This window comes from Streptomyces sp. NPDC039423, assembly GCF_055598725.1.
Genome location: NZ_JBVKAH010000003.1, coordinates 113641 through 139746, shown reverse-complemented (window position 1 = coordinate 139746; position 26106 = coordinate 113641). Strand labels below are relative to the sequence as shown.

General features: G+C 70.8%; 24 protein-coding genes and 1 pseudogene. 11 read left to right on the top strand and 14 right to left on the bottom strand.

What is annotated here, in order from left to right:
• Positions 1–103: 103 nt before the first annotated feature.
• Entirely contained in the window at positions 104–751 is a 648-nt protein-coding gene (locus tag ACZ7LK_RS11285) for a class I SAM-dependent methyltransferase (RefSeq protein ID WP_469462831.1), read from the top strand.
• A 12-nt stretch (positions 752–763) separates the two neighbouring features.
• Here ACZ7LK_RS11285 and ACZ7LK_RS11280 read toward each other — a convergent pair whose 3' ends face one another.
• From ACZ7LK_RS11280 to ACZ7LK_RS11265, 4 genes are all read right to left on the bottom strand, one after another.
• Positions 764–1459 (bottom strand): alpha/beta fold hydrolase, encoded by a 696-nt coding sequence (locus tag ACZ7LK_RS11280; protein WP_471139817.1) that lies wholly within the window; start codon positions 1457–1459, stop codon positions 764–766.
• Positions 1460–1596: 137 nt separating this feature from the next.
• Positions 1597–2319 carry a dienelactone hydrolase family protein gene (locus tag ACZ7LK_RS11275; protein WP_471139815.1) on the bottom strand — a complete coding sequence of 241 codons (723 nt, stop codon included), beginning with the start codon at positions 2317–2319 and terminating at the stop codon, positions 1597–1599.
• Positions 2320–2585: 266 nt separating this feature from the next.
• Positions 2586–2969: a hypothetical protein gene (locus ACZ7LK_RS11270; protein ID WP_471139813.1), complete on the bottom strand. Its 384-nt coding sequence runs from the start codon at positions 2967–2969 to the stop codon at positions 2586–2588.
• A 151-nt stretch (positions 2970–3120) separates the two neighbouring features.
• A complete protein-coding gene (locus ACZ7LK_RS11265) occupies positions 3121–3882 on the bottom strand; it encodes a TetR/AcrR family transcriptional regulator (protein WP_469462837.1) in 762 nt (253 codons plus the stop codon).
• Between the two features lie 128 nt (positions 3883–4010).
• Here ACZ7LK_RS11265 and ACZ7LK_RS11260 point away from each other — a divergent pair, with 128 nt between their 5' ends.
• From ACZ7LK_RS11260 to ACZ7LK_RS11245, 4 genes are all read left to right on the top strand, one after another.
• Positions 4011–5249 carry a DUF418 domain-containing protein gene (locus ACZ7LK_RS11260; protein WP_471139810.1) on the top strand — a complete coding sequence of 413 codons (1239 nt, stop codon included), beginning with the start codon at positions 4011–4013 and terminating at the stop codon, positions 5247–5249.
• Between the two features lie 162 nt (positions 5250–5411).
• The gene (locus tag ACZ7LK_RS11255; RefSeq protein ID WP_469462841.1) at positions 5412–5816 is read left to right on the top strand and encodes a nuclear transport factor 2 family protein; all 405 of its coding nucleotides are present in this window, start codon (positions 5412–5414) and stop codon (positions 5814–5816) included.
• A 92-nt stretch (positions 5817–5908) separates the two neighbouring features.
• Positions 5909–6817 carry an alpha/beta hydrolase gene (locus ACZ7LK_RS11250; protein WP_471139806.1) on the top strand — a complete coding sequence of 303 codons (909 nt, stop codon included), beginning with the start codon at positions 5909–5911 and terminating at the stop codon, positions 6815–6817.
• A complete protein-coding gene (locus tag ACZ7LK_RS11245) occupies positions 6814–7653 on the top strand; it encodes an NAD(P)H-binding protein (protein ID WP_392273139.1) in 840 nt (279 codons plus the stop codon). Before ACZ7LK_RS11250 ends, ACZ7LK_RS11245 begins: the two co-directional genes overlap by 4 nt.
• 190 nt (positions 7654–7843) lie before the next feature.
• On the opposite strand, the pseudogene ACZ7LK_RS11240 reads toward ACZ7LK_RS11245, so the two are convergent.
• A pseudogene (locus ACZ7LK_RS11240) lies at positions 7844–8152 on the bottom strand (helix-turn-helix transcriptional regulator); the annotation flags it as partial.
• Positions 8153–8397: 245 nt separating this feature from the next.
• On the opposite strand from ACZ7LK_RS11240, the gene ACZ7LK_RS11235 reads away from it, so the two are divergent.
• A complete protein-coding gene (locus tag ACZ7LK_RS11235; protein ID WP_469462844.1) occupies positions 8398–9246 on the top strand; it encodes an NAD(P)H-binding protein in 849 nt (282 codons plus the stop codon).
• Between the two features lie 283 nt (positions 9247–9529).
• Here the strand turns inward: ACZ7LK_RS11235 and ACZ7LK_RS11230 are convergent, their stop codons facing one another.
• From ACZ7LK_RS11230 to ACZ7LK_RS11205, 6 genes are all read right to left on the bottom strand, one after another.
• Positions 9530–9934, bottom strand: coding sequence for a hypothetical protein (locus ACZ7LK_RS11230; RefSeq protein WP_469462846.1), 405 nt, complete (start codon positions 9932–9934; stop codon positions 9530–9532).
• A complete protein-coding gene (locus ACZ7LK_RS11225; protein WP_471139802.1) occupies positions 9931–12678 on the bottom strand; it encodes a hypothetical protein in 2748 nt (915 codons plus the stop codon). Before ACZ7LK_RS11225 ends, ACZ7LK_RS11230 begins: the two co-directional genes overlap by 4 nt.
• A complete protein-coding gene (locus ACZ7LK_RS11220; protein WP_471139799.1) occupies positions 12675–14009 on the bottom strand; it encodes a tyrosine-type recombinase/integrase in 1335 nt (444 codons plus the stop codon). Before ACZ7LK_RS11220 ends, ACZ7LK_RS11225 begins: the two co-directional genes overlap by 4 nt.
• Before the next feature lie 287 nt (positions 14010–14296).
• Positions 14297–15391 (bottom strand): barstar family protein, encoded by a 1095-nt coding sequence (locus tag ACZ7LK_RS11215; RefSeq protein ID WP_469462853.1) that lies wholly within the window; start codon positions 15389–15391, stop codon positions 14297–14299.
• Positions 15392–15436: 45 nt separating this feature from the next.
• Positions 15437–16165 (bottom strand): AraC-like ligand-binding domain-containing protein, encoded by a 729-nt coding sequence (locus tag ACZ7LK_RS11210; protein ID WP_471139796.1) that lies wholly within the window; start codon positions 16163–16165, stop codon positions 15437–15439.
• A 656-nt stretch (positions 16166–16821) separates the two neighbouring features.
• Positions 16822–17232 (bottom strand): RidA family protein, encoded by a 411-nt coding sequence (locus tag ACZ7LK_RS11205; protein ID WP_392273141.1) that lies wholly within the window; start codon positions 17230–17232, stop codon positions 16822–16824.
• A 348-nt stretch (positions 17233–17580) separates the two neighbouring features.
• Here ACZ7LK_RS11205 and ACZ7LK_RS11200 point away from each other — a divergent pair, with 348 nt between their 5' ends.
• Positions 17581–19893 (top strand): FlgD immunoglobulin-like domain containing protein, encoded by a 2313-nt coding sequence (locus ACZ7LK_RS11200; protein WP_471139793.1) that lies wholly within the window; start codon positions 17581–17583, stop codon positions 19891–19893.
• A 328-nt stretch (positions 19894–20221) separates the two neighbouring features.
• Positions 20222–20836: a DUF4865 family protein gene (locus ACZ7LK_RS11195; RefSeq protein WP_471139790.1), complete on the top strand. Its 615-nt coding sequence runs from the start codon at positions 20222–20224 to the stop codon at positions 20834–20836.
• A 3-nt stretch (positions 20837–20839) separates the two neighbouring features.
• On the opposite strand, the gene ACZ7LK_RS11190 is transcribed toward ACZ7LK_RS11195, so the two are convergent.
• On the bottom strand, positions 20840–22033 hold the full coding sequence (locus ACZ7LK_RS11190; protein WP_471139787.1) for an alpha/beta hydrolase family protein: 1194 nt from the start codon (positions 22031–22033) through the stop codon (positions 20840–20842).
• Between the two features lie 112 nt (positions 22034–22145).
• Here ACZ7LK_RS11190 and ACZ7LK_RS11185 point away from each other — a divergent pair, with 112 nt between their 5' ends.
• Positions 22146–22742, top strand: a complete 597-nt coding sequence (locus tag ACZ7LK_RS11185) for a TetR/AcrR family transcriptional regulator (RefSeq protein WP_392273146.1) — start codon at positions 22146–22148, stop codon at positions 22740–22742.
• Positions 22743–22797: 55 nt separating this feature from the next.
• Here the strand turns inward: ACZ7LK_RS11185 and ACZ7LK_RS11180 are convergent, their stop codons facing one another.
• Entirely contained in the window at positions 22798–23205 is a 408-nt protein-coding gene (locus ACZ7LK_RS11180) for an SMI1/KNR4 family protein (RefSeq protein WP_471139784.1), read from the bottom strand.
• Positions 23206–23408: 203 nt separating this feature from the next.
• Entirely contained in the window at positions 23409–24017 is a 609-nt protein-coding gene (locus tag ACZ7LK_RS11175; RefSeq protein ID WP_392273148.1) for a hypothetical protein, read from the bottom strand.
• A gap of 333 nt (positions 24018–24350) precedes the next feature.
• On the opposite strand from ACZ7LK_RS11175, the gene ACZ7LK_RS11170 reads away from it, so the two are divergent.
• Together ACZ7LK_RS11170 and ACZ7LK_RS11165 are read left to right on the top strand one after the other, a co-directional pair.
• Entirely contained in the window at positions 24351–25235 is an 885-nt protein-coding gene (locus ACZ7LK_RS11170; protein ID WP_471139780.1) for a LysR family transcriptional regulator, read from the top strand.
• A 132-nt stretch (positions 25236–25367) separates the two neighbouring features.
• Positions 25368–26102, top strand: a complete 735-nt coding sequence (locus ACZ7LK_RS11165) for an ArsR/SmtB family transcription factor (RefSeq protein WP_471139778.1) — start codon at positions 25368–25370, stop codon at positions 26100–26102.
• Positions 26103–26106 lie beyond the last annotated feature (4 nt).

The window sequence follows — 26106 nt, the reverse complement described above, 5'->3', positions numbered from 1 at the left end:
TCGTTCCCGGCGTACGAGCAGCCGGCGGGCCGCACGCACACTCACCCAGGGGCTTTCCCCGGCCCGGGACCCGCGAAGGGGCGTGAATGTTACCTTCGTTGACGTGGTGGAGTACCAGGAGCAGACCAGGACGGCCTACGACGGGATCGTCGAGCTGTACGCGTCGATGTTCGCCGATCGGCTGGAGACGCAGCCCTTCTCGCGGAACATGATCAGCACCTTCGCCGAGCTGGTGCGCGCGACGGGTAACCCCCGCACGGCCGATGTCGGGTGCGGTCCCGGACACTTCACCGCCATGCTGCACGACCTGGGGCTGGACGCCTTCGGGCTCGACCTCTCCCCGGGCATGGTCGACCACGCCCGGCGGGCCCATCCCGCGCTGCGGTTCGACGTGGCGCGCATGGAGGCCCTGCCGGTCGGGGACGGTGCGCTCGGCGGACTGCTGGCCCACTACTCGATGATCCACACCCCGCCCGGGGAACTGCCCGAGCTGCTCGCCGAACAGGTGCGTGTCCTCGCACCAGGAGGTCTGCTCCTGGTGTCGTTCTTCGCGACCGACGGTCCGGAGCCGGTCCGCTTCGACCACAAGGTGACGCCCGCCTACAGCTGGCCCGTGGACCGGTTCGCCGAGTTGCTGACCGCGGCCGGGCTGGTCTCCTTCGCCCGGCTGGTCCATGACCCGGCCTCCGAACGGGGCTTCCTGGACGCCCACTTGCTGGCCCGCCTTCCCCAGGCCCCCTCCGAGGAGTGACGACCGGTACGGTCAGTCCCCAGCCGCGTCGAGCAGGATCTGCGCCAGTTCACGCGGTGCGGAGAACATCGGCCAGTGACCGGTGTCCATCTCGACCAACCGCCAGCTCTCGCTCTCGAGCAGCCCCGCGACGTCGTCGCTCGGCTCGGCCCCGTCCAGCAGGCACTTGATGTACGTCGCCGGAAGCCGGTCCAGCGGTCGCTCCAGGACTGCCGGCTCCGTGAGCGTCGCGCCAGGATGCGGCGTAGCGCCATCGAGAAAACCGGTGATCCGCGGGTCGCTGAGCCCCTGCCCCTCGAGGTCGGACGCCGGCGGCGGTGGCCAGAACCCGTCATCGGTGAGCGCCGCCTCGAAGGCCGCCTTCCCCTGCCACCAGGCGGATGCGAAGGACTCACCGTGTGTCGGCACGTTGGAGTCGACGAAGACGATCCGCCGCAACCGGTCGCCGATCCGCTCGGCGGCCTGCCCGACAGGGATGCCCGAGTAACTGTGCCCGACGAGAACGACGTTGCTCAGCCCCAGCCGCTCGACCTGCCCCACGACGTCCCGCACATGAGTCCGCTGCCCGGCGGGCACACCTCGCCGCTCCGCGAGCCCGGACAACGTCAAGGGGTGCGCGCCGTGCCCGGCTGCCCGGAGGTCCGGGACGACGTCGTCCCACGCCCACGCGCCCAGCCACGCGCCCGCCACCAGTACGAAGTCGGCCATGCGCATACCATAACAGAGCAAGTCGAATCTTCGTTCGATTGGCGGAGGCCTGGAGGCATCGTCAATGGGGCGCCGCTCCGATCGCGGCGGTACCGTCGGCGGCCGGCGCCGCCGCGACCGGGGCGGTCGGCCCGGCCTCACCTCAAGTGCCGGCCGAAGAAGTGGTTCCCGTCGTCCACCTCGAACCACGGGGTGCCGGTGTGCCCGCCCATGTTGGCGTGCAGCGTCTTCTCCTTGCTGCCGAAGGCGTCGAACAGGTCCAGGGCCCGTTGCCGGGGGTTCCCCTCGTCGTCCCACTGCACCAGGAACAGCAGGGGGATGGTGAGCCGCCGGGCCTCCGCGCGCTGGGCGCGGGGCACGTACCCCCCGGCGAAGAAACCGGCGGCCGCGATGCGCGGCTCCACCAGCGCCAGCCGGATGCCGACGGCGGTCCACCCCGAGTAGCCGACGGGGCCGCCGATCTCGGGCAAGGAAAGCAGGGCGTCCAGGGTGGCCCGCCATTCCGGGACCGCCCTCTCGACCAGCGGGGCGACGAAGGACTCGAAGATCTCGTCGGCCGGCTGATCGGCCCGCATCGCCCGGCGGAGGTCGGCCCGGGCACGCTCCTCCAGGGCGGAACGGGGCCGGTCTCCGCACCCGGCGGCGTCGATGGTGGCCACCGCGTAGCCGTACGCCGCGCAGTGCCGGGCCCGGGCCATCAGCCGGGCATCCCCCTTCGGCAGCCCGTTGTTGTGGGCCATCAGGACCAGCGGGACCGGTGCGGCGGACGCGGGCGTCCACAGAGTGCCGGGGATCCGGCCGAGGGTGAATTCGCGTTCGAGGACGCCGTCGTCGAGGCGGCGTTCGGAAGTGATCTGCATGGTCGTGCCTTTCGGGAGTGCTCCGAAACGGCGCTCCCGGGCGACCTATCGCCCGACCGTGACCCCGGAGGGGAGCACCCATGTCGATACTGCGTTCACGGGTACCACCTCCTCGTTCTCCGGCACGGCCTCCGGAAAGGCAGCAGTGGCCGCTGTGGTCCCCCAACGGGTTTTCCCCGAGGCCTACCGACGGGTGCCTGATGCCGGCGCCGCTTCCGTGCCGCTCGGCACGTGGGGTGCACGTCCGGCGGCGCCCGTCGCGGGCGCTACAGTCCCGCGTGGTCCAGCAGCAGTCGCAGGTCCGCGTCCTTCACCCGGGTGACGCCCTGCGGGTGCCGGTTGGACAGGACGTGGAGCGGGACGGGGTCCCGGTGCAGGCGGCGCGTCGCCGCCGGGTGCAGCGTCGCCGTGAACCGCCACGGCTGGCGGGGGCTGCCGGCCACCTCGTACGGCTCGTCCTCGATGTGGGCCACGGCGGCGACCTCCCGCACCGGCGCGGCGAAGTAGATCCACAAGCGGTCGCCGGGGACCATGCGCCGCCACCTCGACAGGCACCACGACCGACGCGGCGCGGTCTCGGCCAGGTGCAGCATCCGGTCCTTGTCCGAGGAGTCGCCGTCCGCTGGTTTCACGATGAACAGCCAGTCCAACAGAAATGCCTCCGCCCACGGGGTCGTACCCGAGCCGTGCCCGGCGCCGGTTACCTGTGTGCTTCCCCCGGCGAGAGCCGCCATGCCCGTTCCCGCCGGGACGACGGAAGCCTCGCCCGGCGCTCCGTAGCGACGGGTGCTCAGCAGCGGATCATCGGGAGGCGGCCGATTCGATCCGGGCGGCGATGCCGTCGAGGATCAGTTCGAGTCCGACCGTGAAGTCGGCGTCACCGATCGCGGCGTCGGACGAGTGCGCCGGTCCTGTCTCGAAGAGTGCCGACGAGAACAGGCGCGCCGTCTCCGGAAAGCGCTCGGGGTCCACGAGTTTCGCCAGGGCGCGACCGTAGGCCCGTTCGGCGTCGGACTGTCGTTCTCCATCGGCCCGGCCCCGGGCGAGTTCGTGGTCCTGTCGCACCGTCTGGACGACGTAACCGCCGAGGAGCGAGAGGGCACCGATCTTGTGCGTCCAGTCCAGTGGGGTGGGAGCCAGAATCGCCAACGCGGCTTCCATCCAGGCGATCCGGTGCGGCCCGGAGGGCGGTCCGCTCACCGGCAGGTGGGCGAGCCACGGACGCTGCTGGTACACGGCGCGCTGAGCGCGGGCCCAGGCGTCCAGTCCCGTACGCCAGTCGCCGGCGTCGACGCGCGGTGGTGTACCGAGAGCCTGGTCGCCCATGAGGGTGAGGAGTTCGTCCTTCGAGCCGACGTGCCGGTAGAGCGACATCCCGGTGACCCCGAGGCTCTTGGCGACCTTGGGGAGCGTCACGCCGTCGAGGCCGTCGCGGTCGGCGGCCTCCACGGCTGCGGCGACCACACGATCGACGTCGAGGGCGGCGGGGCGGCCCAAGCGTGAGGACTCCGCGAGCCGCCAGAGCCGCCGCAGTGGTGCCGGAATGGTCTCTTCGCTGGTCATGGTCCCCTCAACGCCCCGAAGCGTGCGCTTTCATCATGCCAGACCCCTAATTAGTTTGCCTCTGATAGTTTCTGGGATAAATTAAAGATGCGGGGGGTGTCCCCGCACCCTGAGGAGGGGACGATGTCATGCCTGTGGACACCACCGGTCGCCCACCGAGCGGCCCGGTCCGACGTGCCGAACGCGCCCTGGCGCCGGACCTGGCGCGCGGAGCGATGTTGCTGATCATCGCGCTGGCGAACTCCGCCGGCGTCGCATTCGCCGGCGAACCCGGCTTCGACAACGCGCCACAGGGCGGGGAAAGCGCCCTGACCTTCGGACTGTTCGAGCTGGCCCATGCGCGCGGATACCCGGTGTTCGCCTTGATGTTCGGCTACGGAATCGTGCAACTGGCCCGCCGTCAGGGCGCGTCCGGCAGCTCACCCCGACAGGTACGGGCCCTCCTGGTCCGGCGCGGCGCCTGGCTCACGGTTCTCGGCTTCGCGCACGCCGTGCTGCTGTACTACGGCGACTTCCTCGGTGCCTACGGGATCGTCTGCATCGCCATGACGTGGCTCCTGCTGCGCCGAGGTGACCGGTTTCACCGGATCGTGCTCGTGATCTGGGCGCTCTCGCTCGTCGAACTGCTCGTCGTCGGCGGCATGGTCGTCCGCGGACTTCTCACCGGCACGGGCCACGCGCCACTCCCCGTCGGCCACGTCGGCTCGCTCGCTGCCTCCTCCTACGCCGACTCGCTGGCCGACCGGCTCGCCGAGTGGCCAGGACACACACTGACCACGCTGCCCTTCGTGCTCATCGCCTGGCTGGGCATGTGGGCGGCCCGCCGACGCATCCTCGAGCGACCGGGCCGGCACCGGGCCCTGCTCGTCCGGACCGCGGTCGTCGGCATCGGCATCGCGGTCGTCGGAGGGCTGCCGGCCGCGCTGATCGGCGCCGGGTGGCTCCATGCCGACGAGCCCACGGCGCACATGGCCCTCCTGCTCCACGGCGGAAGCGGCATGTTCGCCGGACCCGGGTACGTGGCGGTCTTCGGGCTCGTCGCCGCCCGTGTCACCCGCCCCGGTGCCGTGGTCGTCCGCGCCCTCGTCGCGCTGGGACGCCGGTCGCTGTCGGGCTACCTGTTCCAGTCGGTGGCCTGGCTCGTCCTCCTCCTGCCCTTCACGCTCGACCTCGCCGGGCAGCACACCAGCCCCACGGCGGTCGTCCTCGTGATCGCCCTGGCGGTCTGGCTCGCCACGGTGCTGATCGCCCTTCGCCTGGACGACCGCGACCTGCCCGGCCCCGCCGAAACGGTCCTGCGCCGTCTCACCTACGGGCCCGGGGCCCGGCGCCGACCGCGGCGGGCCGCTCCCTCCGCGATCTCGTGAGACGCGGTGTCGACAAACCGTGGACGTGACGACAACACAGGACCGTGCCACGCGCGCCATCATCGAAAAGCACGCAGCGGGCTACAGCACACGCCCCACGGCGCGTCGTGCTCACCGCCCGGCCCACCCCCATGCCTCGGGCCCGAACCAAGGATCATCACCATGGACCGTCTGGACGTCATCGACACCTGCAATCGTATGGCCTGGTACGCGGACCAGCGCGCCTGGGACGCGCTGGCCGGGGTGTTCGCCGACGAGGCCACGCTGGACTACACCAGCCTCAACGGCGGCGAGCCCGTCGCCCTCACTCCGTCCCAGATCGTCGCAGGCTGGCAGGCGGGCCTCGGGGCGTACGCCGCCACCCAGCACCTCCTCGGCAACCACCTGGTCACCGTCGACGGCGACGACGCCGTGTGCGACGCCACCTTCCAGGCCACGCACCGCAAGGGGGACGGCTCCCTGTGGACGCTGGGCGGAACGTACCGCTTCGACCTGACCCGCTCGCCCGACGGGTGGCGCATCACCGGCGTGGTCATGACCCAGGTCTGGAGCGACGGAGCGCGATGAGGGGCCCTGCCGCCGGAGCCGGCCACTCACCCGGCCTCGACACCACCGACACACCGAACACGCTCACCCGAGCGACGTGGGAGTACGCACGCATGACACACACGAAGAAGGTCACCTTCGACAGCGAGGGCGTGACCCTGACCGGCAACCTGTTCCTTCCGGAGAGCACGGACCCCCGGGAGCCCGGAGCGGGCCCGCTGCCCGGGATCGTGGTCGCCGGCACGTGGACCAGCGTCAAGGAACTGATGGCCGACCGATACGCCGAACGGCTCGCCTCCCGCGGATTCGCCGCGCTGTCCTTCGACTTCAGCGGCTTCGGCGAGTCCGGGGGCGAGCCCCGGGACGTCGAAGACCCGGCCCGCAAGGTCCGCGACATCCACCACGCGCTCACCTTCCTGGCCGCTCATGAGGCGGTCGACGGCGACCGGCTGGGCGCACTCGGCATCTGCGCTGCCGCCATGTACATGTCCGGCAATGCCGCCGACGACCCCCGGGTCCGCTCGCTGGCCCTCGTGGCCCCATGGCTGCACGACGCCGACGTCTGCGAAGCCGCCTACGGCGGCGCGGAAGCCGTCGTCCGGCGCATCAAGACCGGCCGGGAGGCCCGCGCCCGCTACGACACGACCGGCGAGGTCGAGTACGTGCCCGTGGTCTCCGCCACCGACGAACGCGCGGCCATGCCGTACGCCATCGACTTCTACCTCAACCCCGATCGCGGCGGCATCCCCGCCTGGCCCAACCGGTTCGCCCTCATGTCCTGGGCGGACTGGCTCACTTACGACGCCATCGCCCTCGCCCCGCGGATCGACCGGCCCACCCTGCTCGTCCACAGCGAGGACGCCGCCATCCCCGAGGGCGCCCGCCGCTTCCACGCGGGTCTCGCCGGCCCCGGCGACCTCCTGTGGACGCGGGGTACCCAGTTCGACTTCTACGACTCCGAACCCCAGGTCACGATCGCCGTCGACACCGTGGCCGCCCACTTCGCCCGGACGCTGCGATGATCCTCGTCACCGGAGCCACCGGAAACGTCGGCGCCGAGGTCGTCCGGGCCCTGGCCCGCGCCGGAGAGCCGGTTCGCGCACTGGTCAGACGGCCGGCCGACGACGTACCGGCCGAACAGACCGTCGGAGACCTGAACGAACCCGACTCTCTCGCGCCGGCCCTCGACGGCGTACGGGGCGTGTTCCTGCTCCCCGGCTACCGCGACATGCCCGGGCTGCTGGCCCGTATGCGCCTGGCGGGGGTGCAACGGGTCGTCCTGCTCTCCAGCCTCGCGACCGTTGCCACCGACACCCGCAACATCCTGTCCGAGTACATGATCGGTTCGGAGACCGCGGTCCGGGAGTCGGGCCTCACCTGGACGTTCCTGCGGCCCAACGCCTTCATGTCCAACGCACTGCGATGGCTCCCTCAGCTCAACGCCGGCGATGTCGTGAGGGACGCCTTCGGCGCGGTGCCGGTCGCGTCGGTCGACCCGTACGACATCGCCGCCGTCGCCGTCCGTGCCCTGCTCGACCCCGGCCACGAGGAACGCGTCCTCCCTCTGAGCGGCCCCGAACCGCTGCTCCCCGCCCAGCGATTGGCCGTCCTGGCCGAAGTCCTCGGCCGCGACCTTCGCTTCCGTGCCCTCTCGGACGAGGAAGGCAGGGCCGACATGGCCGCGGCGGGCGTCCCGGAGCCGTACATCCGGGCGTTCTTCAGCTTCTACGGTGACGGCACCCTGGACGAGTCCCAGGTCTATCCGACGGTGCGGGAGGTGACCGGCAGGCCGCCCCGCACCTTCCGCCAGTGGGCCACGGCTCACCGCGCGGCGTTCACGCCGCCGGGGAAGGATTGAGCCGAAAGGACCGACGACGCCGTACCGTCCGGGGCGGACCGACGACGCCGTACCGTCCGGGGCGGACCGACGACCGAGCAACCCGTATGAGCCGCCCCCGGTCGGTGCGAGTGCTGCGCCCCGGCGCCACCGGCGCCTCCGTGGGGCGAGCGCGGGCGCCCGTCCGGGGTGGATGGGCGCCCGCCGCGTCTCAGTGCTGCTCGGACATCGCCTGCTGACGGTATTCGCGTGGGGAGAGGCCATAGGCGGCTCGGAAGGCCCGGGTGAACTGGGAGGCGTGGGGCATGCCCCACCGGGCGGCGAGAGCGTGGATGGGACTGGTCCGCAGGGCGGGGTCGGCCAGGTCGGCGCGGATCTTCTCCAGCCGCTGGGAGCGGATCCGGGCGGCGACCGTCTCGCCCGGGGATTGCTCACCGAAGACGCGATGCAGATGGCTGAGGGAGATGTGGTGGGCGGCGGCGATGGAACCGGGGGTCAGCTCCGGGTCGGGCAGGTGCTGGCTCATGTTGTGGACAGGGTTCGCGATTGACCGTTGACCACCCTGCGCCGTTGTCTGGGTCCGGAGAAGGGGCGTCAGCGGATGACCTGTCTCGCTGAAGGCGGCAATCTCGGTCTATCCAAGTCATCGGGCTGTGTGTCTCAGTCAACCTTGGCCATCTGCTGTTCTGCCTCGCTCTTTCTGAGCCGCTGCCGTGCTTGACTGCCTACGGTCGTGCGACTGATGACAAGGCGACGGGGGCAACGATGCGCATCGCGGTGACGGGGGCGGCGGGCAGCCTGGGCCAGCGGGTGGTGCAGTTGCTCGCGGACCGGGCCGACGTGGACGTCGTAGCGATGACCAGGCGGAAGCTGCCTGCCGAGGCGTTGCCGCCGCAGGTGGAGGTCGCCGTTGCCGACTACGCCGATCCGCCCGCTCTGCGTGCGGCGCTGAAGGGCGTGGACACTCTGGTCTTCGTCTCCAGTGACGGACCCGATGCACGGGTGCTACTGCACCACCGCAACGTTGTCGCCGCCGTGGTGGCTGAGCGCGTCGGCCATGTCGCGGCGCTGAGCAGCGTTGATGCCGACGCAGCGTCTCCGTTCTGCTATGCCGTGGTCAACCGGCTCACCGAAGATCTACTTCTGGCTTCCGGTGTCCCGTGCTCGTTCGCCAGGGCTTCGCTCTACATCGAGTTCTTCCAAGCCTGGCTCACCGAAGCGCGTGCGACCGGGCTGCTGAGGCTCCCGGCAGCGGATGGCCGGATCTCCCTGGTGGCGCGCGAGGACGTGGCCCGCGCCCTCGCCGCACTCGCGGTGGGTGAGCCGACCGGCCGTCACCATGACATCACGGGGCCCGAGTCGGTGGACTTGGCAGGCATCGCCTCGATCGCGGCGGAGGCGTGGGAGACGCCTGTCGTCTACGTGGACATCGCGGCTGACACGTACTGTGTCGAGATGGCGGCGACCGACCTGGATCCCTGGTGGCTCTACGCCTTTTCGTCCATGTTCGCCTCGGTGCGCGAGCAGCGCTGGGATCGAGTGCGAAACGACTACACCCAGCTGACCGGCCGCTTCCCCCTCGCTCTCCGCGACGTCCTATCAGCACACGGGTGAGAGAGCCGGACACTGCCGAGCGGGCAACGACGACGCTCAGCGGGGCCAACTCAAGCACTCAGTGTCCGGCGGCTCCCCAACGAAAGCTTCCTCCGCACCACCGCTAAGCCGTGGTTCATCCACCAACTCCGCATGATCGCGGACACCATCGAGACAGCCGCAGCCCTCGGCAATGGGACCCTGAAGGACAACTCGGCTCCTGAGAGCCCAGGTTGAGTGATACGACCCCGGCCGCTACGTCTCGCTCGATCTGAGCCACGGCTGGTCAGACACCCGAAGTGGCTCAGCGGAGACGCGGTCGGCTGCTCAGCCGAGTGACCCCTTCTCGAGCTTCGAGGGCCTGCCGAAGCCGGGCGTTCTCAAGAGTGACGTACTGGATCTGGGCAGCGGCGAGACCAAGGGCGGCAGCGAGTTCGCGGTTGCGGCGCCGCAGCTTGGCGTTGCGAGCGATCAGGGTGTCCTGGGCCGATGGCTCACGCGCTCCTTCGTCGTTGGAGGTCGTTCGGTGGGTGGAGATCTCCTGGACAAGGTCGGGATAGCGCCGGCGGAACGTCGTGTTGCTCATGCCGAGGCTGCGGGCAAATGCGAGGACGCTCGGTCGACGGTTGGCGTCGCGGCAGGCGGCCAGCATCTCCTCCATGCGCTTGCGGACGAGTGCGTGCGGGAGGTCCTGGTCCGGAAAGGTCACGGGGCGGTCACCGAGATTCCGTTGCTGAACAGGAACTGCGTGATCTCAGCTCGGTGCTGGTTGAGGCGGTGAGCGACCAGCGGGGGCAGGAGGGGGCGGGACGTGAGCCGCCGCCCGATCCTGTCGAGTTCTCGCTTCCATGCTTGCGTGTTTTCGACGGTGAGGGCCACGTTGCGGCAGGCCAAGGGCTGGCAGCCGCCGTGTTCAGGGAGCCCTTCGCCGCGGCCGCGCCGCGCCTTCTCGCAGAGCGCCTTGGCTGGGTCGTGGACGCAGGTGATGTAGGTCCCGGGATAAACGCCGGGATCATGGCGCCGCATGATCCGAAGTAGGCGATTCTTGGAGAGCGCGAGCTGACCTTGGAACTGAGCACGTTCGCCGAAGTCCTGCAAGCGCGCGGCGACTTCCTCTGCGGCGGGGCCCATGAAGTCGGTGTGTTCGTGTGCCTCGATCTTCTCCGTGTAGAACTCTCCGCGGCTGAGCGCCTGCTCGCTTTCCACTTCTGCTCTGAAGCCGGAGTCGCTGGTGCCGGCATAGCCCTCGAACATCTGGATGCTGTGGTGTCGGTATTGCAGCGCCCCGGCGATGACCCCGCCGGGGCGGCGAGCGACGAACCAGGCGAGGGTGCGGCGGAAATGACTCGTCTTGAGACGGAAGACCATCTTGTTGACATTCGGGACGAAGTCAGATCGCCCCTTGTCAGTGCAGTAGTCGTTGATCCATGTGACGAAGCGGTTGAGCTGCTGGTTCGTCGCATTGCCGGTCATGGCGGCGAACGTCGCCTTCTGCGTCCGCGGGCCGTCGCCGAGAACGTAGAAGAGGTAGTCCACTGCTGGTCGCTGGAGAGCTTCCAGCACCTTGACGGCGCGGGCGACGGGTTCCCCGACGATCCAGGTCGCTGGGACGCCAGCTGTGTCTCGTTCCCCTTTGAAGGCGAGGCTGTGGAGCTTCCAGCGGTAGGGGTTGCCGTCCTCGTCTCGCTGGGTCTGCAGGCACCCGCGGCGGAGGTGTTTCACCTCCGAGTCACGCATCTGCCGCCTGCGCCTCAGCAGCGCGTCGGTCAGTGCGACCATCCGGGGCAGGTGGTCACGGGTGACCAGGCAGTTTCCACAGTGGAAGCAGTCCAGGAAGGAATCTTCGCAGGTAGTCCCGCTGACCGGGTGGCGGCCGTGATCCGCGCAGGCGGTCCAGGCGGCGTCCAAGCTGCCGCTGGCCAGGTCCTGGGCGGACGCCTCGTTCAGGCCGGCTTTGCCTAGGTCTCCGGGTGTCGCGGGCCCAGGGATGACGGTGGGCTCCCCGCCCCTCGCCTTCAGGGCGGCCTGGTGGGCCTGGACAGCCGCCTGCTCAGCGTCGACCAAGGCTTCAGCCATGACCTCCTCGGCCCATTCGCGGGTCGTCTCATCCGCAGCCAGGTAGTTGGTGAACAGCACCTGCGCGGTGTTCGTCTTCGCCGCCGAGGGCAGATGTCCGCCCATCTGCTTGGTCCGCCGGGCGTCGGCGGTGGTCTTGATCCGGTTGAACGAGACCTGCAGCAGCGCAGGCTCACGCCGGTCATCGTCGCGATCGGCCAGCAGAGGAGGGTGCCGGCTCTTCGCCCAAGCGCCCGGTTCGACGCCCCGCCCCTTCCGCAGGGCTTGCTCGAACGGTGCCCAGTGCTCCTCCTTCGTGACTGCGATGCCGGACCTGTTCCCATTGCGCCACAAGCAGATGACCGACGATGAGCCGCAGATGGCGCGGCTCCGCGCGGTCAGCTCCAGCAACAACAGGTAGACGCCTCCGACCGTGTGCAGCTCCCGGCTTGGCGGACCGACTTCCCAGGTCACGGTCTCGGACCAGCGCCGGGGACCGCGGCGTCGCTTGATGACCTCGAGTTCGACAGCGCGGCCCTCGAGCATCCGGTGCTTGGAAGGCAACTCCTTCAAGGTCTCGCCGTTGCGCGCGGACACGATCGCGAGCAGAACCAGAATCGGCGCCAAGTCCTGCCAGGTCACGAATAACTGCGACGCCAAATCGCGCCGCTCGCGATCTCCCGGTCCTCCGCTGAACGCGGGAACCACACCGGTCCTTGCCATGGCGTCTAGGAGCTCGCCGCGGGCGCACTCCGCCGCGCTGAGCGTCCCTGGTTCTGTTCGAAACCTCTGGAGCAGGTCCTCCGAGGCTCGGATCCGCCGCGCGATGCGAGCGGTGTCCGCACGAGCCGCCGCGCTCAGCCGGTCCCACTCCCCATTCGAGTAGCCGCCCACCGGTGTGCCGATGGGCTTGGGAATCGTGCGGTTGAGCGCGCTCATGGCCGCATCGGGGATGCGTCCGGTCAAGCGCTGCTCCGACAAGAGCGTACGGATCTCCGCCTGCAGCAGATAGCGGCCCATGGCCGTGCCCCCGGTGTCGTCGAAGAACGCCTGCACATGCTCCTCGGACAACTCCTCCGGCGTGGAGGCCATCCCGCCAAGGCTCTGCAGGAAGTAAGCCCACTCCCTGATCAACCGCCAGCAGTTGTCGACACTCGCCAGCGTCCGCAGCCCTCCGCCGGGACCAGTCCGATGGGCGAACGCCTCAGCAAGGAACCCCTGCCAGCCGACCACGGGCAGACGGCTGAAGTCGAAACTCCTGCGACGGCCGTCATCCCCAGCGAACTCGACCATCAGGCCGCCGGCACGCTGCCGGCTCTCAGATGGCGGCTCGTAGTCCCCGTCGGGCAGGACCGACACGCGCCCCGGCCCGGTGCTGCCCCGGCCGCGGCGGCTCATCCGCTCACCCCGGCGACGCCCAGGTCCGCAGGAGGATCCTCGTCGCCGAGATCGTTGACGGCGGTGTCCCGCACGTCTTCCCAGCTGTCGGGCACCAGCGCCATCCGGGTCTCCATCTCCAGTTCCTGCAGGGCGTGCAGATAGATCAAGGTGCTCAGCACCGAGGCGTGTCGGAGTCGTCGGCGGACCCAGTCCAGGGGGTCGCCGAAGATCCGGACGTAGTGCAGGCGCTGAGCTAGGTTGAGGGAGCCCAAGGCAGCGATGTGTCCGCGCTGCAGCTGTTCGAGGGTGATGACGGCGAAGGTATGCCTCAGAAGATGGGCGTGAGCTGCCAGGTCCAGCCCCAGCTCAGCGCACCGCTGGTTGGCGGTGGTGAACATGTCCTTCCAGGTGGACACCGCCAGCGGCATACCGCTCTCACCAAGCCAGAACAGAGCTGGCTCCAGCCCCGCCTCCGTTTCCACGAGCAGCCGTCGGCGTTCGGCCGGGCCCAGGAGTCGGACATCCAGGAGTCGCCCGGCCAGCGCGCCGGTGGTGTAGCGGGCGGTGTTCGCCCTGGCGCGGTCCTCGACGATCAGCGGGCGACGAATCCTCCCGTAACGGCCGTCGGCCTGTGCCTCCTCCACTACCGCGGCGCGGTCGTGCACGGCGTAGTCGGTCAGATCCCTCCGGACCGAGGCCGGAACATAGAACCATCCGGCTGAGTGCCGCTTGGCGATCGCGCCAGGGAGCCAGAACCTGCTGTAGCCCGTCGGCCCGGGTCCGGTGGGCACTTCCCATTCGACAAGGTGGGCCTGCTCGGACAGGCGCAGTCCGGTGCGGACCATGCAGTCGCAGAATGTGGCATTGCGTTCGCTCCAGCGCCCTCGGAACTCGGCCCGCGGACGACCGTCGAGCCCGTAGCCCCGCACCCCGACGTCCCGCCAGCGGCGGTATGAGGCGGTCGGCAACCACTCGATGCGCTCGCCACCCTCGTCATGGGCGTAGGTGGCCGGTACGGACTGACCTTCCGGCCGGCGTGGGCCTGGCACCTGGTGGCCGGACCACTCCCTGGGTGCTCGCTGCGGGATGGGAACCTCGCTGACCCAGCCCTTCGACACAGCGTGCAGGTAGAACTGCTGGAGATGTGAGACCTCCTGGCTCCACGTACCACCGTCGACCCTGGGCCCGCGCACGTCACGTCGACGCCAGTGGTGGTAGGCGAGGTGATCCGCCTCGGTAGCGTCCTGCCAGCCCTTCCCGCCTCGGTTGGAGTGCAGGAAGTTCAAGAACCGCGCCAAAGCAGACGCTCTGTTGTTCTGGCTGTTGAGCGGGCCCTCCAGGAAGTCCACCCGATGGAAGTACGAGTTGAGGTGGACGTCGTAGGCGAAGGTCGGTGAGAGAAGCTACGGCGTTCGGGAATGCCCAGGTCATCCAGCCATCGCTCCCACTCCGCAGGGGGAAGGCGCAGGTAGCCAGCTGGCTCTGCCGACTCAGGCAGATCTCTACTGGTGAAGTGGGTTGACCAGGTTCCAAGCCGCAACACTCACGGACCGTACGGCATTGCTGTCAATGACTCGGCGCACAAGTGGTTGGAAACTGTCCGGACATGGTCGATGCTCGGCGGGCGGACCGTAGATCAAGCCAAGGTGACGTGCATGCCGCCCTCGGCCAGGACCTCGAGGACCACGCCGAACAGGTCGTAGGGCTGGCCGTCAGGTGCCAGGGTCTGGGACAGGTGATTGCGTGCGGTCGCAGCGTCCCGCCAGAGCAGCGTTGCGGGGGCGGTGTAGCCGAAGGTGCCACGCAGGCAGTCATCGACTGCGGCAAGACAGCCGCCGAAGTAGCCACCCGCCCCGTTCACCGCCTCGCCGAGCGCCAGGTAGAGGCCCGGTTCGTCGGTGACGTGTCGGCCATCGAGTTCGTAGGCGTAACCGGCCGGCCGGTCACGGTGGGTGCGCCGGCAGGCCCGCTCTCGGACGAGGTCGAGCCAGGCTCCGCGGCGCCGGGTGTCGAGGCCGACCCAGGCACCCTGGGTGTCCGGCGGTCCGGTGAACCACCGCTCCCAGATGGGCCGGGCGTATTCGGGAACGGGCGTGAAGAGCTCTCCGTCGAGCTCCAGGTCGATCCGGTCCGTCCCGTAGGAGGATGGGCGCCAGGCGCTGACTCTGACCCAGAGCAGGCGTTCGGTGAGCGGCTCGCCCTGGTCGTCCTGTATCTCCAAGGCGGCCTGCTCCAGGTCCAGCGCCCGCCGGGTGCCCTTCATCAGTGCTGCCCGCAGTTGATCACCCTGGGTGAGCCCCCGCAGGACGAGCGGGGGCGCCGACTGTTCGGGCGGCAGGACGCGGGCGAATTCTCGGCAGGCGCCCAGCCAGCGGTGCCCGTCGTGCACGCGAACTCGGCCCCTGTGTCCCTCGGGCGGGCCTTCGTAGTCGTCCAGGCCGGTGAGTACGAGACTGTCAGTCCCCCGGGGCTGGCCTACGCTCTCCGCGTCCTCCAGCAGCCAGGGATCGAGCGTCTCATCGTCCGGCACCAGCCACACTCGGTCGCCGACCCAACCGCGCACTTCTGCCTGTGGAACCCAGCCGAACAGCTCGTAGGTCCCCCGCTGGGGCTCCCCGAACAGCCCTTCCACCTCGGCGCAGACGCCGCAGGCGTGCCCGTGTTCCTCATCAGCCAGCGTGTACCGCCCGCGCCCGCGATGGCCCTCGTCTTCATGCACGGTGGGAATCATGCCGGGACCAGGTTTCCATGGCGAAGGTATTTCCCGCGTAGTGCCTCAAGGCAGCTGGTCATTGACCACCCGTACACAAGCGATGTAGGTCCGGATGCGCCTGGCCAGCACCTCGTGCCGGCTCTCCGGCGGCAGGGCGGCCTCGGCGTCCAGGGCGTGGGCGAAGAAGGCCGCGACCAGGTCGAGCGTGACCGTGCCCAAGCGGGCCGCGTCGGCCGGCCGGAGGGTGTCGGCCTGCCGCTCCAGGCCGGTGAGGAAGTCCGCCAGGAGCGCCCCTGTGCCGTTCCGTACTGACAACCCGTGCCCCAGGAGCCGTTCCGCCTGGCGTGGGGGCAGGGGGAGCAGGCTCTTGGGAAGGTCCACCCCCACACCGGCCACGACACCCGGCCGTCCCTCGGCCGCCTGGCCCGAGGCGAACGCCGAGGCCTCGCACGCCTGCCAACTGGAGTCGACGATCAGGTCGTCGGCGCCCACCGTGGTCGTCCCTCCCCGCTCGCGGCTGTGCGTCAGCCGCCCGTGCGTCAGCAAGGACAGGTGATAGGACTCGGAGTCCGCCTGGCGCACCCTTCGCGCGCTCCGCCGGAAGCGCACGGGCGGGAAGGACGTCCGCCAGACCGTGACCGGTCCCAGCTCCGTCACCCGCAACTCCGCGCGGAAGTCGGCCGCGTGGTCGCTGCTTGCCTCGTTCGCGCGGGTGCGGTCGATGAGTTCCCGCCAGCGGTCGAACCGCTCGCCGGCGGGGACGTCCTCGCTGCGGAACACGGTCCCGATCACTGCTGCACTCTCCGTCCTGCCCAGGGAGATGATCACATCCTGGGGAGGGGGCGCATCCCCTCGTCTCCAGGACATCATGAGGTGCGGCCGATGCCGTACGGGACGCCGGGGGGGACGGCAGCCCCGATACCCCGCTCCGTTCGGCGAGCGTCGCCGTGTGACCAACTACCGTACGCCAGCGCTGTTTCCGGCTCGTGGACGGGGGAGGACGTCGGATACGCGGCTGTGTCATCGCGTCACCCGCCACCCGGCCCACCGTTCCCCCAGGTCGGCCTGCCGTCAGGGAGGCCCCGCTCTTCGCACGTCGAGGGCCCGGTCCGGGGCGCGCATCCGTGAGGCATCGAACGCCGCCGCGGCGCGGTGAGGACCTCTAAGCGTCGGTCCGCCTCTCCAGGCGGCTCCCTCGCGGCTCCTCGTCCCCCGCCCGTTCCGGGCGGAAGCGGAGACGTATCCCGCCCTTGAGGCAGGCCACGAGCTCGTCCGCGGCGGAGTGTTCGTCGGCCCCGGCGAGGACGGGATCCGCACGGCCCGTCCCTGGTCACCGTAAGACGGCCGGGGACGACATGGGGTTCGCGGCGGCCGGGGCGGCCCCGCCCGCCGGGAACCGTGGCCATGACGGGACGACGCGATCCGGATGCGGTGTCCCGGAGGGGAGGTCAGGCGGCGGGGCGCACCGCCACCGCGTCGATCTCGAAGAGCATTCCCGGCAGCGCGAGCGCGGCCACCCCGCTCAGCGTCTGCGCCGGCAGCCGCTCCCCGAACGCGGCGTGGAGTGCCTTCCCGAGGACCTCCAGCTTGCCGGGCTCGTGGTCGACGATGTAGGTGCCGAGCCGGACGACGTGCTCGAAGCCGAGCCCGACGCCCTCCAGGGCATTTCGCAGACGGGTGAGCGAGAGTTCGACCTGCGCGGCGAAGTCCCCGGGTACGGGTGCTCCGGTCGGGTCGGAGGCGTACTGGCCGGCGATGAAGACGAGGTCGCCCGGCGACGAGACGGCGTGGCTGTACCCGTACGGAGTCGGGTCGTGCAGGGTGCCCGGGTTGGTGATGGTGCGTCGATCGGTGGACATCGGGATTCCTTCCGCTGAGTACGGTTCGGAGGTGCCGGGCGCGGGTGAGAAGCCGACGTACCCACCGGCGCGTGGACGGGAACGACAGCGAGCCGCGCCGGAGCTGCTGCCTCATCCGCGATCCCCATGCCCGTCACCCCCGTCGGCTGCAACGTGCCGCACACGTCCCGCATTCCACGACCGCCCCGGCGGTTCGCCGGGCAAGTCGGCCTGGCCCGACCGCTGTTGCCACGGCCCTGCGACGAAAAGGAGTGCGGAAACCCGTGCACAACTCCCGCTCCCTTATGTATGGTTAACCGAGTTCACACCGCAAAGAGTAAGGTTATTGGTTAACAAGAGGGGGGTCAGGTGTTCCATCACCTGCGCGCAACCAGCCGTTCGAGCCGTACCCGGCGAACCCGCCGTACCGCCATCGCCGTCGTCCTGGCGGCGGGACTGACAACCGCCCTGCCGGTCACGGCCGAAGCGGCCGAAGCGGCGGCGGCCGCCGTGACGTCCGGCGCGTCGGGACCGGCCGAGGTCGTCCTGCCCGCCCCCGACGCCTACGGCGAAGGCACGGAGACGGTGCTGGCGACCGGCAGCCAGGGCGTGCTGCACCGCGAGGGCGGCGGCTACCTCTGGACGACGACGTACAACCGCACCACCAAGCCCGTCCCGGCCCTCGACGGCGTCCCGGAGGACGCCATCGTGCGCGGACACGACGAGTACGACCGCGTCGTCTACACCCGGCCGCGCGAGGACGGCGGAACGGACGTCGTGCGGGTCGGCATCGAGGACCCGCGCTTCACCAACACCATCAGCGTGCCGACGGGCTATCTGAACCCGCGCGTGGCCAACGGCTGGGTGCTGGCCACCGTCGACCGGGGCGACGGAACGTACGAGCTGCGCGTGGCGCGCGGCGGGGACCCGGCCGCCGACCCCGTCGTCAAGCTGCCCGCCGGAGCCACCACCGGAGCCGAACCCGTACTGCTCGGCGCCCAGTACAACCAGCTCGTCATCGGCTACCGCAACGCCGACGGCACCCCCGGCTACGGCATCCTGACCGCCTACAACGGCAACGTGGCCCCCCTGCCGGTCACCGGTTCCGCCCGCAGCTTCCGCATCACGCGCAGCACGGTCAGCTGGTTCTCCCGCGACGGCGAGACGGGTGTGCGGATCATGCCGCTCGGCAGCACGTCCGCCCCGCGCGTCGTGCCGCTGCCCGTCCGGTCGCCCGAGAGCGCGGTCACCACCTTCGTCGTGGGCGACAACGTGCTCTGGTATGAGGGCGGCGGCGGGCCGCTGCGCCTGACCCCCTTCGACGGCGCCGAGACCGAGCGGACCCTGCTGAGCGACGTCGAGCAGGCGTTCCTCCGCTCCGAGGGCACCGGTTCGCTGGTCGCGCTCGGCAAGGACGCCGACGGCAAGCGGGCCGTGCACCACTACAGCGTGGACGGCGCGGGGCTCGTCTTCGACCTCCCGCTGCGCCAAGTGCCCCGGGTCAAGACGGCGGACGGGGCGATCGAGGCACTCGGCCTCGACCGGGGGCGCCTCCGCTACCTCAACTCCCTCACCGGCGAGCGGACGTTGCACGGCGAGGACGTCGGCACCGGTCTCGACCCGGCCGACGGCGCCGCACTCGCCGACTTCCCGGGCCTGAAGGCCGGCCGCTTCCGGGACGGCACCGACGAGGGACTCGCCAGGCTGGTCGCCGATGCCGGCACCGGCACCGATGTGCTGGTGACCGGCGACGACCCCGGCCATCCGGTGGACAGCCTGCCGCTGCCGGGCACGAACGGCCGGATCGTCGACGCGGAGCCGGAGTTCGTCCTGTACGAGGCGGGCGGACGGCAGTACGTCGTGGACACCGCCCGGGACCGTGTCGTCCGCGAACAACCCGTACAGGCCGCCGTCCTGGAGCAGAACACGTTGTTCAAGCCGGCGCCGAAGTCGCCCGGCACGGTGAAGGTCGTCAACCTGCGCTCCGGAAAGGTCGCGGGGAGCGTCACCCTCGGTTCCGGCTGCGTCCCCGACGAACTCCAGCACAGCGGCACCCTGCTGTACTGGAGCTGCGTCGGCAAGGGCACGGCCGGCGTACGCGACCTCGCCACCGGCCGCACCTACCCCGCCCCCGCGTCCGGCGTCCTCCTGGGCGACCGCTTCCTCGCCCACCGCACCCCGTCCGGCGACGTGCGCCTCACCGCCCTGGAGGCGGACGGCGGCACGGTCGACCTGGGCACCGTCACGGGCCTGAAGCAGCCCTCGGACGGGGGCGACGGACGCGGCACCACCTGGACCCTCGACGCGCGGGCCGGGAAGCTGGCCTGGGTCGGCACTGACGACGCCGTCCACGTCACCGCACCGCAGCAGGCGGTCTCCCCACTGGACGTCGTCCGTACCACCGCGCCCCGGACACCGGCCGGTGAATGGTCCGCCGCATGGTGGCTCAGCAAGCCCGCGGCGTCCTGGCAGGTGACGCTCACCCGCCGCGCGACCGGTGAGGTCGTCCGCACCTGGACCGGCACGGACGCCCGCAGCGCGGTACGGGTCACCTGGGACCGCACGTCCGAGTCGGGGACGCCGGTCGCCCCCGGCGCGTACACCTGGCGTCTCACCGCGGCGCCGGCGGACGGGAGGGGCGCGGACGCGACCGCGTCGGGCGTCGTGAAGGTCACCGGCTGAGTCCCGTACGGGACGCCGGCCGGCCCCTCTTCCACGCCGCCACCGTGGGGGAGGGGCCGCCGGCCGGGCTCAGGGCAGCGCCGCCTGGGGCGGGTGAACGCATTGCCCCCAGGCGAATCCCTCGACATCTTCCAGGCGGACGGCCCCGGACGGTGGGCCGCCGGCGCGGCGCGCATGAGGCGGCGGGCGCGGAGCGCGCCGCGCTCGTCGCCGAGGAGGTGGATCTCCTGGTCGGCGGCCATGGCGACGCCCGCACCGCCACCGTCGTCACGGCGGCCTCCCCACCCGCCGCATCACCGACCAACCGGTAAGAAAGGCAGCACCCTTCGTGTACGCCAAGCAGTACGAGATCACCCTGCCCGCCGACTACGACATGGGCATCATCCGCAAGCGGGTGGCCGACGGCGGCCACGTCCTCGACGACCGCGCCGGCCTCGGGCTCAAGGCCTACGTCATCCGCGAACGCGGCATCGACGACTCGCCGGTCAACCAGTACGCCCCGTTCTACCTGTGGAACGACACGGGCGCGATGGCCCGCTTCCTCGTCGGCGGCGGCGGGTTCCAGAACATCGTCCGGGACTTCGGCCGGCCGGTCGCCCGCCACTGGACGGGCATCTCCTGCCACGCCGGACCCGCCCGCACGGCACCCGTCGCATCCGCCTCGCGCCGCCTCACTCCCGTACCGCTCGACGCCGACGCGGACGGTACCGGCACAGGTCTGTCCGCGCTCATCGACCGGGAGGCCGAGCAGGTGCGGCGGCTCTCCCGCCAGGACGGCGTCCACACCGCCGCGTTGGCGGTCGACCCGCACCACTGGCAGCTCCTGCGGTTCGTGCTGTGGGCGGACGCCTCCGCGCCGGACCAGGACGCGACCGAGCGCTACCAGGTCCTGCACCTGTCCGCCCCGGGCCTGGGAGACCTGCCGGACGGACGGACCTGGTAGACGTCACAGGGCCCGGTCGAGCCAGTCGTACATGTGCTGGTGGAGGGTGGAGCGGCCCCCGTAGGCGCAGTGTTGGCCCGCTCCGTCCGCCTCGGACAGGGCGACCAGGGTGCTCGGGCACCGCAACTCCCGGTGCAGCCGGGCGGGTTCCCCCTTGAAGACGAAGTCGTTGTCCGGGTCGAAGACGAGTGACGGGGTGGTGATGCGCCGGGCTACCCCGTCCAGGGTGTACGGGCGTGAGCGGCGTACGTAGTCGGGGATCGATGCGGCGCCGAAGGTCCACGCGCCGTTGCGCAGCGCCCACCGCAAGGACGTGTCGCCCGCCAGCGCGAGCGACAGGGCGTGTTCGGCCTCCTCGTCGCGGCCGTCGAGGGCCCACTGCAACAGCCACGCGGGAAGGAGGCGGGTGGTGGCCTCGTAGTAGCTGTAGATCCCGCCGTCGAGGACGAGGGCCGCCGCCCGGTGTTCGAAGGCGGCGGCGCGGGCGACCAGGTGGCCGCCGAAGCTGTAGCCGTGCAGCGCGATCCGGCCGGGGTGGATCTCGGGGCGGGTGAGGGCGAAGTCGACCACGGGGGTGAGGACCGCCTCCCAGTCGGGCCGGAAGAACAGGCGCTGGTCGCGCAGGGCGGCGCCCTGGCCGGGACCGTCGTAGGCCAGGCAGTTGTAGCCGCGGCGCAGTGCGGCCGCGGCGACGGCGAAGTAGGCCTCCTCGAGGATGGAGTCGAAGCCGCTGGTGAAGATCACGGTCGGTCGCGGGGTGCCGGAGTCGTCCGCCAGGAAGAGGTAGCCGGGCAACGTCGTGTCCTCGTACGGGATCGCGACCGGCTCGACCGGGCTGTCCAGGAGCGAGGCGGCGACGGCGAACGTGCCGCGCGCCAGTGACGAGAGCTCCTTGGCGCGGTCGTCGGCGAACGGGTCGTCGCGCAGGTAGAACTCGGCGGTGCGGTAGTAGTTCGACGCCCGGAGGAGGGCTTCGCGGGCGCTGACGCGGTGCCCGGCGGCCAGCGCCTCGTCGCCCAGGGCGTGGACGCGGGCGGCGGTGGCGCGCCACTGCTCGTACCAGGCGTCCTCGTCGCCGTCGGGGATGGCGCGCGCGGTGACGATGACCTCACCGAGGTCAGCCCCGCCGTAGGGGGCGAAGCAGGCGGTGCGCAGGGTCTCGAAGTCGAAGGACTCGTCATGGAAAAGGAACGTCACTGCTGTCTCTCCAGCGCGCTAGACGAGACGGATCCGTTCCGTCTCGGTTGATCGTGACCGTACTCCTCGTCAAAGGCGAGACGCAACCGTTCCGTCTCGGTATGCTGGCGGCATGAGCCGACCACCCTCCGCCCGCCCCGCCGGCGGCCCCGTCCTCCAGGACACGGTCACCGACGCCCTCCGTACCGCCTTCTTCGAGGAACTCGCCGAAGTCGGGTACGGGAAACTGTCCCTGGAGGCCGTCGCCCGCCGGGCCGGCACGGGCAAGGCCGCCATCTACCGGCGCTGGCCGTCCAAGGAAGCCATGACCATCGACCTCGTCGTCCAGGTCTCGGTCACCGCCGCGGACACGCCCGACACCGGCAGTCTGCGCGGCGACGTGCTGGCCTACCTGACCGAGACCGACCAGGCGCTACGGCACCCGCTGGTCGCGCGGATCCTTCCCGACCTGCTGGCCGCCCGCTCCTACCACCCCGGCATCGCCACCACGCTCGGCGAGCGGATCGGCGAGGGCCGCCGCGCCAAGGTCGGTGCCCTCCTGGACCGGGCCGTCCAGCGCGGTGAACTGCCCGCCGACACCGACCTGGACCTGTGCCTCGACTTCCTGGCGGGCCCGCTGTACTGGGCCACCACCGTGCGCCGGGCGCCCGCCGACCCCGCACTCCTCGCCCGCATGACCGACAAGGTGGTCGCCGCCCTCGTCGCCTAGCGCCCGAGCAGCAGCCCCCGCGAACGCGGCCTCCACCGGCGGCGGCTCCCGGGCATCAGGGCCCGAGCCAGACGTCGCGCGCCCAGTGCCACACGGAGTCCCAGCGGTCCTCGGTCAAGCCGTACGTGTCGCACGACCAGACGACGACCGTGCTGTCCGGCGCGACCAGCCAGAAGAGACTCTCGTCCTGGCAAAGGGCCACCAGGTCGCGCGGGACCCCCTGCTCCCAGGCCAGGGCCGCGAGGTCCGGCAGGTGGGTTTCCAGCAACGGATCCGTGACGGTCACCGGTGACGGACCGTCACAGACGACATCGCTGACACGGAGCAGGAACTCCTTGAGGCCCGCGGGCAGCGTCATCCCGTGCTCCCGCTCGAACCGTGCGAGGAACGCCTCGTCGGGGAGATCCATCAGTGGCCAGTCGGGATAGTGGGCCGCCCGGATCCGCTCGATGACGTCTTCCATGTCTCTCCTCGCCTCGTGACAACGCCGGACCCTCCGTGCGCGAGCCCGGACAAGCCTGTCACCAGCCACTGACAGTCCGCCCGGCCTCGTCCGGGACCACGGCAGCCGCGCCGACCGGCGGCGCGATGCTGGTCCGCTCCTTCAGGGGCACGTTCCGGTCGGGCCCCCGGCGCCGCTGCAAACCGCGGAGGATCACCGGCGGGCTATTCGCTCAACCCCACGACGCACCACCCGCGTTCAGCCGCCTCGGTCAGCACATGGCCCCACTGCGTCAGCAGGTCCGAGAACCGGCCGAAGTCGTGCACCCACCCGTCGGGGAGGGCGGCATGCGCGCTGAAGGCCCCCTCCATACCGCTGAGAAGAGGGCGTACGCGACGCCAGACCGCGGCAAGGCCCCGCACGCTCTCCGGCGACAGTGCCAGCAGGACACCGTAGTCGTCCGCGCCGAAGAACCCCGTGTCGGTCTGCTCCGCTTCTCCGTCCAGCCCGATCCACACGAGCCCGAGCAAGAACGTGTCCAACACGTTTCGCAGCGTGGGGTCGACATGGTCACGGGCGGCTTCCCACCGCTGTCCGGCCCAGAAATGGGCTTTGAACGAACCAAGGGTGTCCCGGAACTCGTACAGGGCGAACACCGCGCTGTTCGGCCCTTGCGGCCAAACCCAGCCGCTGGTGACCGGCGGCGCTCCGTGGTCCCACAGTCGCGTCTCGTCCGCGTACCAGGCGTCCCTCAGCCGAGCCACTCGCCCCTGGGGCGGGACCTCCGCCAGCCATGAGGGGTCGGCGATCAACACGGTGAGGTCCAGTCCCATGGCTGTGAGCGTACCGACCCCGCTTCCAGGTGATCATCTCTTGCCGGGCAGGCGGCTCCGTCCCCGGCATCCCGCGCGGGCCCCGCCACCCCTTCGACGGCGCCGGCCCGCGCCAGGCGTCGTCGCGGCGTCCGACGGATCAGCCACCCGCCGGTTCCGTCACCGGCGGGTGGGGTCGGCACCCGCGCTCCCGCCGTGCTCCACCCCTCCGGACCGGGTACGTGAGCGCGGGAGGCGGGTTGCCGCCCCGTTGCGAACGATCGTGATCCCGTGCGCGGTCGCAGTCAATCCTGGGGTTTCATTGCCCTTACCCAAGCGATAACTTGGGCCCCTGTGACTCTTGATGATCTGCGTGTGTTCGTCGCGGTGTGCCGGGCCGGCAACCTGAGCGCCGTGGCCCGGGACCTGGGCTGCACCCAGTCGGCAGTCAGCCAGCATGTGAAACGGCTGGAGAAGGAGACCGGCATACGCCTCCTCGAACGCCATCCCCGTGGAGTGGCCCCCACGCCGGCAGGGCGGGTGCTGCAGGCGGCTGCGGCGGACGGCATCGCCGGCCTGGACTCGGCCCTGCGGAGCGTGGGGGAACTCGCACGCGGGGAAGCCGGTTCGGTACGGGTGACGACCGGTGCCACGACGGTGCGCCACTTCATGGCCGAAGCCGTCGTGGCCTTCCGGAGCCGGCACCCCAAGGTGACCCTGGAGTTCCGCACGGAGACCTCCAGCCACGATTGCTTCGCCGCACTGGCCTCCAACACCGTGGACCTCGCCTGGATCACCCTCGGCCGCCCGGTCCGCGGCATCGAGCAGCGCCCCGTCACCGAGTTGCCGTGGGTCCTCGCCGTACGGTCCGACGACCCCCTCGCCGACCGGTCCCACGTCCAGGTCGCCGATCTCGCCCACATCAGGCACATCCGGCTGCCGGAGAACTCCTCCTCCCGCGCCCATCTCGACACCGCCTTCGCGAGACTGGGCATCCACGTCACGTCCGACACCAGCGTCGCCGACTGGGACACGGCCATCCTGCTGGCCGAACTCGGCCTCGGCCACGCCATCGTGCCCGCCCTGCCCGGCCGGCAGGACCGGGACGGCCCCCACCCTCTGCGCCTCCTGCCCATTCCCGACCTGCCGAAGCTGTCGGTGGGCTGGGCCGTACGCCGCTGGGACGCCCTCTCCCCGCTCGCCCGCGCCTTCGCCGACACCGTCACCGCCACCCCCTAGAGGCTGACCGCGCGCCCCGCCTCGGCCGACGAAGGCACTCTGCCCGGGCCCGCCCGGCCTGCCGCCGCCCGGATGGGCACTCCTCGGCGATGCGTTTCGGCGCCTGCCGAAGTGATGGGGCATCCTGGAGTCATGGATCAGGTACCTCCTCCCAGACCGGCGGACGCTCCGGCCCCCGCCGCGAAGCTGGCCTCCTTCGCCGCCGCCCTGGCCGACGAGACGCGAGCCGCCATCTGCATGTGCCTGCTGGAAGGACGTGCCTGGACGGCAGGCGAACTGGCCCGCGCCACCGGGGTCGCCCCCTCCACCATCAGCGGGCACCTGACCCGGCTCCTCGACGCGGACATCTGTGTGATGGAGCGGCAGGGGCGGCACGCGTACGTGCGCATCGCCGATGCCGCCACCGCCCGTGTGGTGGACGAACTGGCCACCCACGCCGTCCCGGGCCGTGACGCGGCGCACGCCGTGCCGGTGGTCGCCGCACCGGACCCGATGGTGCGGGCCCGCACGTGCTACGACCACTTCGCCGGGCGGCTCGGTATGGCGGTGACGGACGCGATGGAGCACCGGGGTCTGCTGCGCACGGAGGGCGTGTTCGCACTGACGGAAGCGGGGCTCCACTGGTGCGAGGAGGCGGGCATCGACGTGAGAGGTGCGGGGCGCCGACCACAGGCGAGTTCCTGCCTGGACTGGACGGAGCGCCGGCGCCACCTGGGCGGCCTGGCCGGGGCGAGGCTGTGCGCACGGGCCCTGGAGCAAGCGTGGGTCGTACGCCCGGAAGGCGGTGGACGGGCCCTGCTGGTGACGCCGGAGGGGGAGAAGGCCTTCGGTGAACTCCTGGGCCTCACCGCGCAGTCATGGCGCTAGAGGC

Excerpts from the sequence above, each read along its gene's own strand:
- ACZ7LK_RS11280 (WP_471139817.1), bottom strand. The coding sequence starts at position 1,459 with ATGGCCGACTTCGTACTGGTGGCGGGCGCGTGGCTGGGCGCGTGGGCG.
- ACZ7LK_RS11275 (WP_471139815.1), bottom strand. The coding sequence starts at position 2,319 with ATGCAGATCACTTCCGAACGCCGCCTCGACGACGGCGTCCTCGAACGC.
- ACZ7LK_RS11265 (WP_469462837.1), bottom strand. The coding sequence starts at position 3,882 with ATGACCAGCGAAGAGACCATTCCGGCACCACTGCGGCGGCTCTGGCGG.
- ACZ7LK_RS11260 (WP_471139810.1), top strand. The coding sequence starts at position 4,011 with ATGCCTGTGGACACCACCGGTCGCCCACCGAGCGGCCCGGTCCGACGT.
- ACZ7LK_RS11255 (WP_469462841.1), top strand. The coding sequence starts at position 5,412 with ATGGACCGTCTGGACGTCATCGACACCTGCAATCGTATGGCCTGGTAC.
- ACZ7LK_RS11250 (WP_471139806.1), top strand. The coding sequence starts at position 5,909 with ATGACACACACGAAGAAGGTCACCTTCGACAGCGAGGGCGTGACCCTG.
- ACZ7LK_RS11245 (WP_392273139.1), top strand. The coding sequence starts at position 6,814 with ATGATCCTCGTCACCGGAGCCACCGGAAACGTCGGCGCCGAGGTCGTC.
- ACZ7LK_RS11235 (WP_469462844.1), top strand. The coding sequence starts at position 8,398 with ATGCGCATCGCGGTGACGGGGGCGGCGGGCAGCCTGGGCCAGCGGGTG.
- ACZ7LK_RS11225 (WP_471139802.1), bottom strand. The coding sequence starts at position 12,678 with ATGAGCCGCCGCGGCCGGGGCAGCACCGGGCCGGGGCGCGTGTCGGTC.
- ACZ7LK_RS11215 (WP_469462853.1), bottom strand. The coding sequence starts at position 15,391 with ATGATTCCCACCGTGCATGAAGACGAGGGCCATCGCGGGCGCGGGCGG.
- ACZ7LK_RS11205 (WP_392273141.1), bottom strand. The coding sequence starts at position 17,232 with ATGTCCACCGATCGACGCACCATCACCAACCCGGGCACCCTGCACGAC.
- ACZ7LK_RS11185 (WP_392273146.1), top strand. The coding sequence starts at position 22,146 with ATGAGCCGACCACCCTCCGCCCGCCCCGCCGGCGGCCCCGTCCTCCAG.
- ACZ7LK_RS11180 (WP_471139784.1), bottom strand. The coding sequence starts at position 23,205 with ATGGAAGACGTCATCGAGCGGATCCGGGCGGCCCACTATCCCGACTGG.
- ACZ7LK_RS11175 (WP_392273148.1), bottom strand. The coding sequence starts at position 24,017 with ATGGGACTGGACCTCACCGTGTTGATCGCCGACCCCTCATGGCTGGCG.
- ACZ7LK_RS11165 (WP_471139778.1), top strand. The coding sequence starts at position 25,368 with ATGGATCAGGTACCTCCTCCCAGACCGGCGGACGCTCCGGCCCCCGCC.